This is a genomic window from Mycobacterium sp. NGS66 (assembly GCF_059812225.1).
In genome coordinates this window covers 1-14,524 of the sequence record NZ_JCALCG010000023.1, presented here as the reverse complement: position 1 = coordinate 14,524, position 14,524 = coordinate 1, and the positions used below count along the sequence as shown (strand labels likewise).

The following is a 14,524-nucleotide window of genomic DNA, read 5'->3' as shown; positions in this document are numbered from 1 at the left end:
CCCATCCGACTGACGTCCGTCAACGGCCGACTTCGCTGGATGCCTCTTCAGGGGCGGCCTCTTCTGGAGTAGGCCCGGCGGCGTCGGTCTCAGCGTGGGCAGTCGCCACGTCATCCGGACCCGCCAGATTCAGCGGACGTGCCAGCTGAGTGGGCGCGGTGCGGCCACGCAGCTCGACGACCTCCCCGACGTCCCAGCACAGCGCCTCGGCGTCGAGGGCGCCACTGACCGCGATCGCCGACGCCAGCACATGGCCTTCCTCGAGTTTGGCGAGCTCAGTCAGCCGGGCGGCCTCGTTGACCGGGTCGCCGATCACGGTGTACTCGAAGCGCGCCTGAGCGCCGATATGGCCTGCGATCGCCCTACCGGCCGATACGCCGATGCCGAACTCGGCGGAACCCAGCACCGGTAGCAGCTCGTCGTGCAACTCACGCGCGGCGGCCAGCGCGGCGCCGGCGCCGTCGGGATGTTCGATCGGCGCACCGAAAATCGCCAGCGCGGCGTCGCCCTGGAACTTGTTGACGAATCCGCCATGCCGGCCCACCGTGTCGACCACCACCCGGAAGAACTCGTTGAGCAGGTGCACGACCTCGGCGGGCGGCCTGGTCGCCGCCAGTTGGGTCGAGCCAACCAGGTCGACGAACAGCACCGCGACGTCGCGCTCCCGCCCGCCCAGCTCGGTACCGCGCTCCAGGGCCCGACGGGCCACGTCCTCGCCGACGTAACGACCGAACAGGTCACGCAGCCGCTGCCGCTCGGACAGGTCGCGCACCATGTCGTTGAAGCCGGCCTGCAGCAAGCCCAGTTCGCTCGCGTCGTAGATCTGCATGTGGGCGTTGTAGTTGCCGCGCTGCACCTCCGACAGCGCCCAGCGCAGCTGACGCAGCGGGTCGGCGATCGACATCGCCACCAGCAGGGTGCTGACCAAGCCGATCCCCAGCGCCGCCAAGGCCAGCAGCAGGATGGGGTCGAACAGCGACTCGGGCTTGGCGCGCAGCAGGGAGGCCTTGTCGGCCACCACGGCCAGGACGATCGTCAGCAGCGGCACCCCGGTGGACAGGATCCAGGCCAGCATCAGCCGCAGGATGACGCCGGGTGCCTGGACATTCTCCGGCACACCGCTGCGCAGGGCCGCGACCGCCACCGGCCGCAGCACCCGCTCGGACTGCAGGTAGCCGATGATCGCCGTCGCCGTGGCGCCCAGTGCGGTGGCGACCGCCACGACCGGCGCGGCGTATCTGGCGACCGACCAGCTGGCGACGATGAATATCGCGCCGCCGACCGCCCAGGACGCCATGCTGATCAACGTCCGGTAGAAGGGCATCCGCAGCGCGCGGGTACGAGCCACCTCGGTGTCGGCCGGGTCGGATTCGACGAGCAGATTGTCGCGTCGCTGCCAGCGGAAAACCGGCATCAGCAGTCTCACGTTCACCACGAAGCCGGCCAGGAAAACGGCAACCAGCGACGTTACGACGATCACCAGGTTCAGCAGTGGCAGGTCCTGCAGCTCGATGCGGTCCTGGGGCGGCAGCCCGTAGCGCAGGAAGCCGAGCACGAAGAGGGCGCCGATGATATCGGCCTGCAGCATGCTCAGCGAAAACACCGGCCACGGGGTGCGCACCACCCACCGGACGAACCCGCTAATCCGCCCGGGCAGTGCCGCCGCCTGGGTTGCCACGAAACCACCGTATCGGTCGGTGGTGACTTGTCGAAAACCCAATTCCGCCTCGGCAAGTCGTCCGCCGTCGACGAAAGATGCCGAAGATCACGGAATTGTCGCGAAACGGTGGCCGATCGGTATCTGTCGGTTCGTCTCACTACTGTTGCCGATGATGTCCGGAGTGTTTACGCGGCTGGTAGGTCAGGAGGCCGTGGAGGCTGAGCTGCTCGCCGCCGCGCGCTCGGCCCGGGGTGATTCGACTCACAGCTCCGCGGGCCGGGGGAGTTTGACACATGCGTGGCTGATCACCGGGCCGCCGGGCTCGGGCCGCTCGGTCGCGGCCTTATGTTTCGCCGCCGCGCTGCAATGTACTGCGGATTCGGCCGACGGCGGCCCTGGATGCGGGCGCTGCCGGGCGTGCACGACGACAATGGCCGGCACCCACGCCGACGTCCGACGGGTCATTCCCGAAGGCCTGTCCATCGGCGTGGACGATATGCGCGCCATCGTGCAGATCGCCTCGCGTCGCCCGACCACCGGGCGCTGGCAGATTGTGGTGATCGAGGACGCCGACCGGTTGACCGAGGGCGCCGCCAATGCGCTGCTCAAGGTCGTCGAGGAGCCGCCACCTTCGACGGTGTTTCTGCTGTGCGCGCCGTCGGTGGACCCGGAGGACATCGCGGTCACGCTGCGGTCCAGGTGCCGGCATGTCGCGCTGGTGACGCCGTCGGCCGAGGCGATCGCCCGGGTCTTGATCAACAGCGACGGGCTGGGCCCGGACACCGCGAACTGGGCGGCGTCGGTAAGCGGTGGACATGTGGGGCGGGCGCGCCGGCTGGCCACCGACCCCGACGCGCGCCAACGACGTGAGCGGGCGCTGGGACTGGTGCGCGACGCCGTCGTGCCGTCGCGGGCATACGCGGCCGCCGAAGAGCTGGTCGCTGCGGCCGAAGCCGAGGCGATAGCGCTGACCGCGGATCGTGCCGAAGCCGAAACCGAGGAGCTGCGAACGGCTCTCGGGGCGGGCGGCACCGGAAAGGGCACCGCCTCGGCGTTGCGCGGCGCCGCCGGAGCGATCAAGGATCTCGAGCGACGGCAGAAGTCCCGCCAGACGCGAGCATCGCGTGACGCGCTGGATCGCGCGCTGGTCGACTTGGCGACGTATTTCCGCGACGCCTTGGTGATCGCCGCCGACGCCCGCGAGGTGCGGCCCAACCATCCCGATATGGCCGACCGGGTAGCGGCGCTGGGTGCGCACGCCCCGCCGGAGCGGCTGCTGCGCTGCATCGAGGCGGTGCTGGAATGCCGGGAAGCGCTGGCCATCAACGTCAAACCGAAGTTCGCCGTCGACGCCATGGTCGCCGCCATCGGCCAGGAACTTGGGTGAGTCAGCCCGCCTGCCGTAGACTCGTGCCGCCCGTGTGCGGGCATGCCGCCTTAGCTCAGTCGGTAGAGCGATTCACTCGTAATGAATAGGTCAGGAGTTCGATTCTCCTAGGCGGCTCTGTTTTTGGCGGCTCTGTTTTTGGCGTTGGCTCTGCGTCCACGGCGCATAAGTGCGAGTAGTCCACGCCGTGAGTGCAGAGTCAACGATCTGCTCAAGGCTCACAACTGGCTCGGCGAGCATTGTCGTGGCATGCGCCAGCGGGCTTCAGCTCGCTACACCGGCGCCAAGAATCCCACCGGTCCCGACGCGATACAAAGCGACAGTGCCGTGGTATCGACCTGCACGGCGATCGCGCCTCCGGCGCCGGGCAGCCTGGTGAAGACCTTGTTAAGTCCCGGCCGCACCGGCACCTTCACTTTCGGTCCGTCGGTCAAGGACAGTGTGATCGACCCGTTGGTGTTGGCCAGGTAATTGAGTTCGACGGTCCAGTCGGCGGGTAGCAGCGGCCCGTCGAGCATCAGCCAGGTCGGCGCGTCCGGCTGGACGAAGTACCCGCATTGCGGCTGCGGACCGGGCACGATGATGCGAACCCAGGTCACCTGAGCGTCGACCAGCCGCCCGGAGGAGTCCAGCATCCGCAGTTTCGTTGTCGCCGTGTCGAATTCCGGGCGATCGCGAAGCAGGGCGAACATGTGGCTGGCGAGGTTCTCTGGCCAGACGACGCGCTGCAGCACCATCGGATCGACCTCCTGGTCCAGCAGCGGCGCAGTCGAATCCGCCCGCGCGGCAGCCAAACTCGTGCGGGCATTCACCAGGTAGGGTTTGGCGGGGTTGTCACGCCAGCTGGACAAAAAGGTAGCCGTCGAATACAGACTGCTGGCTAGGAACAACCCCGCCAAACCCGTTGTCAGCAAAGAGCGTTGCGCCGAGGCGTCCAGCCAGTGCGACCATGGCCGGTTGGGTGGCCGGTTGGGTGCGGTGAACGCGACGGCGGCCAGCAACGCCAGCACGACGACGAGGTCGGGAAGGTAACGCAGCGTCTGGGCCAATTCCAGGGCGGTGAATTGAGAGGACCGCATCAGGTAGATAGGTACCTGGCAGGCGATCGCATAGCCGCCCGCCGTCAGCCACACCAACCCGATGCGTTGCTTGCGGATAAGCGACACCGCCGACAGCCCGGCTAATACCAGCCAGCCGAGCGTCATCACCACCGGCGTCGGCGTCGCCCACGGCGAGGACGGGGCCCAGCGTTCCCAGCGCCAGGGTCCGCCGGCCAAACCAGGCACGATGCCGTGCGTGATCGAACGGCGCAGCAGACCCCACGTCATCGCCAGGTCCAAACTCCACCGCTGCTGATCCACCACGCGCAGATACAGCGCTACCCAGCCGGCGGTCAAGGCCAGCGACGGCACCCACAGCCGCAGGCCCGCCCGCCATACCGAACGCACGACGCCGGTCTCACCGCGCACGTGGCGCAGCAGTGCGACCACAGCGAAGGCCACGAACGGGATCACGGCGGCCTTCTCGAAGAACAGCAATCCGCCGAGATACGCCAGCACACCTGTGGCCGCGTAGCGCCGGTTGCCGGTGCGGTCCAGCAGCACCGCGTCCGCACACACCCACGCCAGCGCCGCCAGCATCGGAAGCGAGTTCAGCGCCGCCGCCCACCACGCGAACCCCGGCACCGCCAGCGGCGTGAACAGTGCGAACGTCAACGGAATCAGCAGCACCGGACGCCAGCCCAGGATCACGTACAGCGCCCGCAACAGCGCCAGCGAGACCAGCAGCTGCAGGACCACCAGGCTGAGCGCCGGTCCCGTCCAGTTCAGCGGCGCCAGCCGGATGATTGCGCCTGCCACCAGGAAGGCGGCCGGCATCACGTGGCCGTCGTGGTCGTCGAACAGGTACGACGGCGACAGCGGTCCCTCGGTGCCGGCCTTGCCGACCAGGATCAGGTCGTCCCAGTAGAAGTAGCCACCGAACGCCAGAACCGCGCGGATCACCAGCTGCACGGCGATCAGCACGGCAGCGGCCAGCGCCACCCGCGGCATCCGAGTGGTCGCGGTGAGCATGGTTATTTCTTACCGGTCGGTATGGTGGGCCGGTGCGCGCACTGGTCACCGGGGCAGCCGGGTTCATCGGATCGACCTTGGTCGATCGTCTACTGGCAGACGGCCACACCGTGGTCGGTCTGGACAATTTCGCCACCGGCCGGGCGACCAACCTCGAGCATCTGGTCGACAATCCCGCGCATGTGTTCGTCGAGGCCGACATCGTCACAGCAGACCTGCAGGGCATTTTCGACGAGCACCGGCCCGAGGTGGTGTTCCACCTGGCGGCCCAGATCGACGTCCGGCGTTCGGTGGCCAACCCGCAATTCGACGCGGAGGTCAACGTCGTCGGCACCGTGCGCCTGGCCGAGGCGGCGCGCAACACCGGCGTCCGCAAGGTCGTGCACACCTCGTCGGGCGGATCGATCTATGGCACCCCCACGCGGTTTCCGACGAGCGAGGCAGTGCCTACGGACCCTGCTTCGCCGTACGCGGCCGGCAAGGTGGCGGGTGAGATCTACCTGAACACCTTCCGCCATCTCTACGGGCTGGATTGTTCGCACATCGCACCGGCCAACGTCTACGGCCCGCGGCAGGATCCGCACGGGGAGGCCGGCGTGGTGGCGATTTTTGCGCAGGCGCTGCTGGCCGGCACGCCCACCAAGGTGTTCGGCGACGGCACCAACACCCGCGACTACGTGTTCGTCGACGATGTGGTGGACGCGTTCGTCAAGGCCGGCGGCGATGTCGGCGGTGGGCAGCGCTTCAACATCGGCACCGGCATAGAGACCTCGGACCGGCAGCTGCACACCGTGGTGGCCGCGGCGGTCGGGGGACCCGACGATCCGGAGTTTGCGCCGCCGCGGCTGGGCGACCTCAAGCGATCGTGCCTCGACATCGGGTTGGCGGAACGGGTTTTGGGCTGGCGTCCGCAAGTCGAGTTGGACGAAGGGGTGCGCCGCACGGTGGAGTACTTCCGGCGATTGCGCGCGGGGTAGACGCCCCGGGCGAGCAGACGCAAAATCCCCCGATTTCGTGCGAAAACAGGTGCTTTTATGTCTGCTCGGCGACGGGTTCTTGCGCGCCTTCGAGGGCAACCGCCCGGGCGAGTCTCGCGTAGCGCAGCTCCAGGTCCTTGAACCGCATATAGGTGCTCAGCGTGGTGAAGCTGAACGCCATGACCAGCGCGTAGAGCATCAGGTCGGTGCCGCGGCCCACGCCGAACCAGTGCGCGACCACCGTGGTGTCGGCCGGCCGCAGCACCGCATAAATCCCGGCGAGCACGAACAACACGTAGCCGACCTTGACCCAGGCGCGCGACCGCGCATTGCGCCGCGACCGCAACAGGTAGACCAGCAGGGCGATGATCGACCCGATCAAGGGCACCTGAATCCAATTCATCTCGGCATCCTCCCTCGAAGGAACCCGTCGAAAATGATGTTCACCCCGTTGAGCAGCGGCTGGCCCTTGGACTTCGAGTACTCGGTGTACAACACTTCGACCGGTTCCTCAACAACCCGCCACCCGTTTTCGGCGATCAGCATCACGAACTCGTTGGCGTGGCTCATCCCGCTCATCGTGATGTCCAGCCCGTCGGCGACCTTCTTGTTGAACACTCGCAGGCCGTTGTTGGTGTCGGTGAGGCCCAGCCGCCGACCGCGTCTGCTCAACCGCGCGGCGGTCCGCAGCACGATCCGCTTCAGGAACGGCGGCCGGGCGGTCTCAGAGCCGCCGAACCGGGTGCCGATAACGATGTCGACGTCGCTGGACGCCAGCCGCTCGACCATGGCAGCCAGGTCCTTGACTCGGTGCTGGCCGTCGGCGTCGAAGGTGGCGAATACGCGCGCCCCCGGTTGCTTGCGGGCGTACTCGACGCCGGTCTGGATGGCCGCGCCCTGCCCGACGTTGATCGGATGACGCACCAAGTGAGCCCCGGCGCGCATGGCGATGTCCCCGGTGCCGTCGGTGCTGCCGTCGTCCACGCAGACGACGTGGTCGAACACCGAGCGCAGATCGGCGATCACCTCGCCGATGACCGCGGCTTCGTTGAATGCGGGAACGACTATCCAGACGTCGGGGTAGCGCGCTTCAGAGTTCATTTTCCAAGCCATTTATGCCCACAAGGTACACGCCGCTACGGCAGTTCAGCGGGTTACACGTCCGACGCGGGCCAGTGCAAACAGATGGACACCGATTCCCACCAGCGGCCCGCACAGCAGGCCGACGACGGTGCGGGTTTCCAGCGGCAGCGGCAGCAGCAGCAACATACCCGACGCCACCGTCGCGCCGACCCAGCCCAGCGAGTAGGCCCGATGCAGGGCGGCCGCCACAGCGGCGGCCCCGGTCAGCGTCAGCATCGCGATCGCGACTGCGGCCGCAGTCAGCCACGCCAGCAGTGCGCTGCTGGCGAGGTACTGCGGTCCGAACGCCACCCGCAGCACCCACGGCCCCACCACGCCGGCGGCCAGCACCCCGAACCCGCCGATGCCCCCGATGATTGCCGCCGGTGCACCCAGGGCCCGGATCCGGTGGCTGCGCTCGTCGACGAAATGCGCGATCAGGTTGCCTTGCATGGCGGTAAGCGGCACCAGCAGCGGCGCGCGGGTCAATGTCACGGCCAGGATGACGACGCCGCCCGCGGCCCCGAGTTCGTTGCTGGTCAGCTTCAGTAGCACGGGAAACCCCATCACCAGGATCGCGCTGGCGCCGGCGGCGGTGATCGAATGCGCCGCGCCGCGCAGGAAGGTGGCGGTGGTGCCGGGTGTGAGCAGGTGCGCCGCGGCCCGTGTCGACGGCGAAGTCGCGAGCATGAGCAGCCAGGCAACGGCGCCCGCGACGGTGGCCCAGAGAAACCCGGTCAGCGCCCACCCGACCACGAACGTCGTCGCGGCGACGGTGACCCGAATGACCGCGTCGGTGACCATCAGCGCTCCGTACTGCGTCCACCGATTGGTGCCGGCCAGCATGCCCAGCAGGGTGGCATGCACGCAAAACCCGGCCAGCCCGACGCTGAGCAGCGCCACCGACAGCCAACGCTGCTCGACGAAGACCCGCCCGCCCCACAGCGGCGAACTGCCGGCGATCACCACAGCCGCCGCGGTGCCGACCAGAGCGGCCACGCGCACCGGGTGCGCACGGGGTCGGTCCGGGTCGGGCAGAGCGTCGAGGTAGAGCGTCGACCGAACTTCCCGAGTCGTTTCCTGCAACAGGCCGTTGGCGGCGCCGGTAACCAGGCCGAATGCGCCCCAGAAAACCCCGAACACCGAGAAGCCGGTCGGCGCCAGATCGCGGGCGGCCAGATAGATCACCGCGTAGCCACACAGCGCGGTGAGGGCGGTTGCCACACCGACCCGGGCCACGCTGGCACGCGCGATCGGCCCAGCGGCTGCCGTGGAGGCTTGGGTACCGCCGACTTCGGGCATCGCCACAGAACGAAATACTAGGTGCGCACGCTGTTCGGCCCGTCGCACGAACCCAACCGGTAACCCGGCGTCGCTATTCTCCAGTGGCTGTCGGAAGGATCCATGACCACATTCCGCACGTTCGCCATCTCGCTGCTGTGCACCGCGCTGGCGTTGGCAGCCGGGTTTTGGCACGGCGGGCTCGACGCGCTGTTTCTGCTGGTGGTGCTGGCCGCCCTCGAGGTGTCGCTGTCGTTCGACAACGCCATCATCAATGCCGAAATTCTGCGGCGGATGAGCCCGTTCTGGCAGCAGATGTTCTTGACGATCGGGATCGTCGTCGCCGTCTTCGGCATGCGGCTGCTGTTCCCGCTGGCGATTGTCTGGGCGACCGCGGGCCTCGATCCGATGCGGGCCATGAAGCTGGCGCTCAACCCGCCGCCGAACGGCGCGCTGGAATTCCCGGACGGCTCGCCCAGCTACGAGAAGCTGCTTATGCTGGCGCACCCGCAGATCGCGGCCTTCGGCGGCACATTTCTGTTGATGCTGTTTCTTGATTTCATCTTTCACGACCGAGATATCAAGTGGCTCAAATGGATTGAGATCCCGTTCGCCCGAATTGGGCGGGTTGGCCGGTTGTCGGTAGTGGTGGCGGGGACTGCGCTGATCCTGGTCGGCACGCAGTTGACGCATTCCAGCGAACAGCGTGCGACGGTGCTGACGGCCGGTCTGGTGGGCATGCTGACCTATCTGGTCGTCAACGCGTTGAGCCGCTCGTTCCGGCCGGCCAACGTCGGGCTGGCGGACTCGGGCCCGGCGGGCGGCAAGGCCGGACTGGCGTTGTTCCTCTACCTGGAAGTCCTGGACGCCGCCTTCTCGTTCGACGGCGTCACCGGCGCATTCGCGATCACGTCGGACCCGATCATCATGGCGTTGGGTTTGGGATTGGTGGGCTCGCTGTTTGTCCGGTCGATCACCATCTATCTGGTCCGCCAGGAGACGCTGGAGCGCTATGTGTACCTAGAGCATGGCGCGCACTGGGCGATCGGGGCGCTGGCCACCATCATGTTGATCTCCGTCGAGCAGCGAATCCACATTCCCGAGGTGCTCACCGCCTCGGTGGGCGTGGTGGTCATCGCGGCGGCGTTCACCTGGAGCGTGCGGCGCAACCGACGGCAAGCGCAGGACCATTCCGACGCCGAGCTGGTCAGTGCCCCCCAGCCTTGAACCGCTCCACCGAACGCTGCACCTCGGCTTCGGCTTCCTCCCGGCCCACCCAGTCCGCCGCCTTGACGAACTTGCCCGGTTCCAAATCCTTGTAGTGCACGAAAAAGTGCTTGATCGAGTCCAGCTCGAAGGCCGGAACGTTGTCGATGTCCTGGATGTGCTCCCAGCGGGGGTCGCCGGCCGGAACGCAGAGCACCTTGTCGTCGCCGCCGGCCTCGTCGACCATCCGGAACATCCCCACCGGGCGGGCTTCCACCAGCACCCCGGGAAATACCGGCTGGGGCAGTAACACCAGCGCGTCCAGCGGGTCGCCATCCTCGCCGAGGGTGTCCTCGATGAAGCCGTAGTCGGTGGGGTAGGCCATCGGCGTGTAGAGGTAGCGGTCCAGCCGCACCCGGCCGGTCTCGTGATCGACCTCGTACTTGTTGCGCTGGCCTTTCGGAATTTCGATGGTCACGTCGAATTGCACCGTCATGGCTCCTTGGATGGGTGGTTCAGTCGCGGGTCAACCCTAGTCGAGCTTCCGGCCGCAGGTTCGGCAGAATGGACCCAGACAAGTCAGGAGAGTGATGGGTCCTACTCGCTGGCGGAAATCCACCTACGCGATCGTCACGGTGGCCGTGCTGGTGTTGATCGCGGCCGTGGTGGCGGCGGCGGCGTACTTCACCAGTGCTCACGGCTCCAGTGGCGCCCATTCGACGGTCCCGCCGCCGCGGCCGCCGACGGTCAAGCCTGGCATGAGCCCGGCGCCGGACACCGCCGCGGTCCCCAGCCCGGCAGCGCTGGCGGCCGCCTTGGCGCCGATCGCGGCCGACCCCAACCTGGGCACCTTCGGGGGTCGTATCACCGACGCGATGACCGCCAAGGAGCTGTGGCAGGTAGCCGCTGAGGTGCCGTTGGTGCCGGCGTCGACCAACAAGGTGCTCACGGCCGCGGCGGCACTGCTCACGCTGGACCGTGAGGCCCGCATCAGCACCCGGGTGGTGGCCGGCAGTCAGAACGCCCAGGGCCCGGTGGTGCTGGTTGGTGCGGGCGATCCGGTGTTGTCGGCCGCGCCCCCCGGTGTGGACACCTGGTATCGCGGTGCCGCCCGGATCAGCGACCTGGTCGAGCAGATCCATCGCAGCGGCATGACGCCGACGTCGGTCCAGGTCGACGCCCACGCGTTCAGCGGCCCGACGATGGCACCGGGCTGGGACCCGGCCGACGTCGACAACGGTGACATCGCGCCGATCGAGGCGGTGATGATCGACGCCGGGCGAATCCAGCCGACGACGGTCAATTCGCGCCGGTCGCGGACGCCCGCGCTGGACGCCGGACGGGAATTGGCCAAGGCCCTTGGCCTGGACCCCAACGCGGTCAGCCTCGCCACCGCACCCACCGGCGCGCGGCAACTGGCCGTGGTGCAGTCGGCGCCGCTGATCCAGCGGCTGTCGCAGATGATGGACCACTCCGACAACGTGATGGCCGAATGCATCGGCCGCGAGGTGGCGGGCGCGATCAACCGTCCGCAGAGCTTCACCGGCGCGGTCGATGCCGTGACCAACCGGTTGAGCACCGCACACGTCGAAACCGGCGGCCTCGCGCTGGCCGATTCCAGCGGGTTGTCGGTCAACGACAGGCTGACGGCCAAGACGCTGGACGGTGTGGTGCAAGCGGCCGCCGGCCCGGATCAGCCGTCGTTGCGCGCGCTGCTGGACCTGCTACCGATCGCCGGCGGCAGCGGCACCCTGTCCGACCGCTTTCTCGACCAGGCCACCAACCTTGGCCCGGCCGGCTGGCTGCGCGCCAAAACCGGTTCGCTGACCGCCGTCAACGCGCTGGTCGGCGTGCTCACCGACAGCAGCGGACGAGTGCTGACCTTCGCGTTCATCTCCAACAACGCCGGCCCCAACGGCCGCAACGTGATGGATGCCCTGGCGACCAAGCTGTGGACATGTGGGTGCACGTGACCCCGTCCTCTGAACTGACCATCGGTACCGCTGTCGACTGGCGATTCGCCGCCACCGTCGGCCAACGGCTGGCCCGGCCGGGGCCCGCGGCCACCGAGTACACCCGCCGCCAGGTCATCGACGAGCTGATCAGGGCGGCCGCAAAAGCCGAACCGCCGGTCCGCGACGTCACCGGCCTGGTCACCGACGATGACGTCGCTCCGGCCCGTGTCGTGGACCGCTCGGAGTGGGTGGCCGCCGCGGCCGAGTCGATGCGGGTGATGACGAACGGGAGCGAAAAGCCGCGGGGCTTCTGGACCGGCCGGATCACCGGTGCGCAGACGGGCGCGGTGCTGGCGTTCGTGTCGTCGGGGATCTTGGGTCAATACGACCCGTTTGCGGCCGCCCGACAGGGCTGTCTGCTGCTGGTGTATCCCAACGTCCTCGCCGTCGAGCGTCAGCTGCGCGTCGAGCCCTCCGACTTCCGGTTGTGGGTGTGCCTACACGAGGTGACCCACCGGGTGCAGTTCACCGCCAATCCGTGGTTGGCCGGGTATATGTCGCAGGCGCTGGGAATGCTGACCCAAGACGTCGGCGATGACCTAGGCCAGGTGGCTAGCCGGCTGGCCGAGTTCGTCCGCAACCGCGGTGATGCGGCAGCGCACGGCGGCTCGTCGGGGATTCTCGGCCTGGTACGGGCCGTGCAGTCCGAGCCGCAGCGCAAAGCCCTGGATCAGCTTCTTGTGCTGGGCACGCTGCTGGAAGGCCACGCCGAACACGTGATGGACGCCGTCGGCCCAATGGTGGTGCCGTCGGTGGCCACCATCCGGCGCCGGTTCGACGAGCGTCGCCAGCGCAGGCAACCACCGTTGCAACGAGTGCTACGCGCACTGCTGGGCATCGACGCCAAGCTCAGCCAGTACACCCGCGGCAAGGTGTTCGTCGACCACGTGGTGGACCGGGTCGGCATGCCGCGGTTCAACGCCATCTGGTCGGGCCCGGACGCGCTGCCGTTGCCGGACGAAATCGACGAGCCGCAACGATGGATCGACCGAGTGCTGTAGCGCAGCTGCGCGCGGCTGTCGAGGCATTCATTGGGACCTATCTGGGCACGGATGACCCGTGGTGCGTGGCGCTGTCCGGCGGCCCGGATTCGTTGGCCCTGACCGCGGTTGCGGCGCAGCTGCGACCTACTACGGCGGCCATCGTGGACCATGGTCTGCAGCCCGATTCCGCGGCCGTCGCCGAAACCGCACGATCGCAAGCTATCGCGCTGGGATGCGTTGCGGCGCAAGTGGTTTGCGTTCAGGTCGAAAACTCCTCCGGTCAAGGTGGCGGCCCCGAAGCAGCCGCCCGGGCGGCCCGCTATGCCGCGCTGAACGCCTGGCGTGACGGGCCGGTGCTGTTGGCTCACACCCTCGACGATCAAGCCGAGACGGTGCTGCTCGGCCTGGGCCGGGGTTCGGGAGCGCGCTCGATCGCCGGGATGCGCCCCTACGATCCGCCGTGGTGCCGGCCGCTGCTGGGGGTACGGCGCAGCGTCACCCACGCGGCGTGCCAGGAGCTGGGCCTGACTCCGTGGCAGGACCCACACAACAGCGACCGCCGCTTCACCCGAAGCCGGCTGCGCCACGAAGTGCTGCCGCTGTTGGAAGACGTGCTCGGTGGCGGAGTCGCCGAAGCGTTGGCGCGCACCGCGACGGCGTTGCGCGAGGACACCGACCTGATCGACGCACTGGCCGCCCAGGCGCTGCCCGACGTCACGGCTGGGTCCGGGCTGCAGGCTCAGGCCCTGGCAGCGCTGCCCGATCCGGTGCGGCGCCGGGTGATCCGCGGCTGGCTGCTGGCCGGTGGCGCGACCGGACTGACCGACAAGCAGATCCGTGGGGTGGACACGCTGGTCACGGCCTGGCGCGGTCAAGGTGGTGTCGCCGTGGGCTCGCCGCTGCGCGGGCAGCGACTGATCGCTGGGCGACACGACGGCCTGCTGACATTGCGACGCGAGCCGGTGTAGCCGCCCGGTTGGGCGTCGTCGCGCCGAGACTGCGGCCCGGTCGGGTTTTGCCGCGCCGAGACTGCGGTGAGGGCTTCCCGATTCGCCAAACCATGGCCCTGGGTTCAGGCTCGGCGCCGTGAGCGCAGTTTCGACGGATCCGGAGGCACCGGGCGCGACTGACCAGTTGGTTGTTCGCCGGATGGCGTGGCACTCTGTGGTCGTGGCCCAGAGCTCCTCGGCGATCACCCCCGGACAAGCCCCGGAGCTTTACCCGGGAGACATCAAGTCCGTGCTGCTCACCGAGGAGCAGATTCAGGCGCGCATCGCCGAACTCGGCGAACAGATCGGCAATGACTACCGCGGCGTCGTCGCCGAAACGGGTCAGGATTTGCTGTTGATTACCGTGCTCAAGGGCGCGGTGATCTTCGTGACCGACCTGGCTCGGGCGATTCCCCTGCCCACCCAATTCGAGTTCATGGCGGTCAGCTCCTACGGGTCATCGACGTCCTCGTCGGGTGTGGTGCGGATTCTCAAGGACCTCGACCGGGATATCAACGACCGCGACGTGTTGATCGTCGAGGACGTCGTGGACTCCGGCCTGACGTTGTCGTGGCTGTCGCGGAATCTGACCACCCGGCATCCACGTTCGCTACAGGTGTGCACGCTGCTGCGCAAGCCCGACGCGGTGCGCGCCAACGCGGAGATCACCTACGTGGGCTTCGACATTCCCAACGACTTCGTGGTCGGTTACGGGCTGGATTACGACGAGCGTTACCGCGACCTGCCCTACATCGGGACGCTCGACCCCCGCGTCTACCAACAGTGATGGTGGCGACCCGCGTCGCCCGGCTGCGCCGCGCTCGCGATCGCC

The 14,524-nt window shown here is 68.1% G+C and carries 13 protein-coding genes and 1 tRNA gene; 8 read left to right on the top strand and 6 right to left on the bottom strand.

The window, feature by feature from the left end; genetic code table 11:
* Positions 1-19: 19 nt before the first annotated feature.
* A complete protein-coding gene (locus tag AC5Y2L_RS27820) occupies positions 20-1,720 on the bottom strand; it encodes an adenylate/guanylate cyclase domain-containing protein (protein ID WP_499935429.1) in 1,701 nt (566 codons plus the stop codon).
* A 112-nt stretch (positions 1,721-1,832) separates the two neighbouring features.
* Between AC5Y2L_RS27820 and AC5Y2L_RS27815 the strand changes: the two genes are divergently transcribed.
* Positions 1,833-3,047 carry a DNA polymerase III subunit delta' gene (locus AC5Y2L_RS27815; RefSeq protein ID WP_499935428.1) on the top strand — a complete coding sequence of 405 codons (1,215 nt, stop codon included), beginning with the start codon at positions 1,833-1,835 and terminating at the stop codon, positions 3,045-3,047.
* A 44-nt stretch (positions 3,048-3,091) separates the two neighbouring features.
* Positions 3,092-3,164: transfer RNA gene (locus AC5Y2L_RS27810), tRNA-Thr, on the top strand.
* A gap of 155 nt (positions 3,165-3,319) precedes the next feature.
* Here the strand turns inward: AC5Y2L_RS27810 and AC5Y2L_RS27805 are convergent.
* A complete protein-coding gene (locus AC5Y2L_RS27805; RefSeq protein ID WP_499935427.1) occupies positions 3,320-5,119 on the bottom strand; it encodes a hypothetical protein in 1,800 nt (599 codons plus the stop codon).
* 32 nt (positions 5,120-5,151) lie between these two features.
* Here AC5Y2L_RS27805 and AC5Y2L_RS27800 point away from each other — a divergent pair, with 32 nt between their 5' ends.
* Positions 5,152-6,096 carry an NAD-dependent epimerase/dehydratase family protein gene (locus tag AC5Y2L_RS27800; protein WP_499935425.1) on the top strand — a complete coding sequence of 315 codons (945 nt, stop codon included), beginning with the start codon at positions 5,152-5,154 and terminating at the stop codon, positions 6,094-6,096.
* Between the two features lie 55 nt (positions 6,097-6,151).
* Here AC5Y2L_RS27800 and AC5Y2L_RS27795 read toward each other — a convergent pair whose 3' ends face one another.
* The 3 genes from AC5Y2L_RS27795 to AC5Y2L_RS27785 are packed head-to-tail and all read right to left on the bottom strand — an operon-like array spanning position 6,152 to position 8,520.
* Positions 6,152-6,499: a DUF2304 domain-containing protein gene (locus AC5Y2L_RS27795; RefSeq protein WP_499935424.1), complete on the bottom strand. Its 348-nt coding sequence runs from the start codon at positions 6,497-6,499 to the stop codon at positions 6,152-6,154.
* On the bottom strand, positions 6,496-7,209 hold the full coding sequence (gene ppgS, locus AC5Y2L_RS27790; protein WP_499935422.1) for a polyprenyl-phospho-N-acetylgalactosaminyl synthase PpgS: 714 nt from the start codon (positions 7,207-7,209) through the stop codon (positions 6,496-6,498). Before ppgS ends, AC5Y2L_RS27795 begins: the two co-directional genes overlap by 4 nt.
* Positions 7,210-7,242: 33 nt before the next feature.
* The gene (locus tag AC5Y2L_RS27785) at positions 7,243-8,520 is read right to left on the bottom strand and encodes a hypothetical protein (protein ID WP_499935473.1); all 1,278 of its coding nucleotides are present in this window, start codon (positions 8,518-8,520) and stop codon (positions 7,243-7,245) included.
* Positions 8,521-8,622: 102 nt separating this feature from the next.
* Between AC5Y2L_RS27785 and AC5Y2L_RS27780 the strand changes: the two genes are divergently transcribed.
* A complete protein-coding gene (locus AC5Y2L_RS27780; RefSeq protein WP_499935421.1) occupies positions 8,623-9,726 on the top strand; it encodes a DUF475 domain-containing protein in 1,104 nt (367 codons plus the stop codon).
* On the opposite strand, the gene AC5Y2L_RS27775 is transcribed toward AC5Y2L_RS27780, so the two are convergent.
* A complete protein-coding gene (locus AC5Y2L_RS27775; RefSeq protein ID WP_499935472.1) occupies positions 9,707-10,195 on the bottom strand; it encodes an inorganic diphosphatase in 489 nt (162 codons plus the stop codon). The two genes, AC5Y2L_RS27780 and AC5Y2L_RS27775, sit on opposite strands and share 20 nt — an antisense overlap.
* A gap of 100 nt (positions 10,196-10,295) precedes the next feature.
* On the opposite strand from AC5Y2L_RS27775, the gene dacB reads away from it, so the two are divergent.
* The 4 genes from dacB (at position 10,296) to hpt (ending at position 14,479) form a co-directional block, all read left to right on the top strand.
* Positions 10,296-11,678, top strand: a complete 1,383-nt coding sequence (gene dacB, locus AC5Y2L_RS27770; protein WP_499935420.1) for a D-alanyl-D-alanine carboxypeptidase/D-alanyl-D-alanine endopeptidase — start codon at positions 10,296-10,298, stop codon at positions 11,676-11,678.
* Positions 11,675-12,721 carry a zinc-dependent metalloprotease gene (locus AC5Y2L_RS27765; protein WP_499935471.1) on the top strand — a complete coding sequence of 349 codons (1,047 nt, stop codon included), beginning with the start codon at positions 11,675-11,677 and terminating at the stop codon, positions 12,719-12,721. Before dacB ends, AC5Y2L_RS27765 begins: the two co-directional genes overlap by 4 nt.
* Positions 12,700-13,671: a tRNA lysidine(34) synthetase TilS gene (gene tilS, locus AC5Y2L_RS27760; RefSeq protein ID WP_499935418.1), complete on the top strand. Its 972-nt coding sequence runs from the start codon at positions 12,700-12,702 to the stop codon at positions 13,669-13,671. The genes AC5Y2L_RS27765 and tilS overlap by 22 nt, the downstream gene beginning before the upstream one ends.
* A 181-nt stretch (positions 13,672-13,852) precedes the next feature.
* Positions 13,853-14,479, top strand: a complete 627-nt coding sequence (hpt, locus tag AC5Y2L_RS27755) for a hypoxanthine phosphoribosyltransferase (protein ID WP_499935469.1) — start codon at positions 13,853-13,855, stop codon at positions 14,477-14,479.
* Positions 14,480-14,524: the final 45 nt, after the last annotated feature.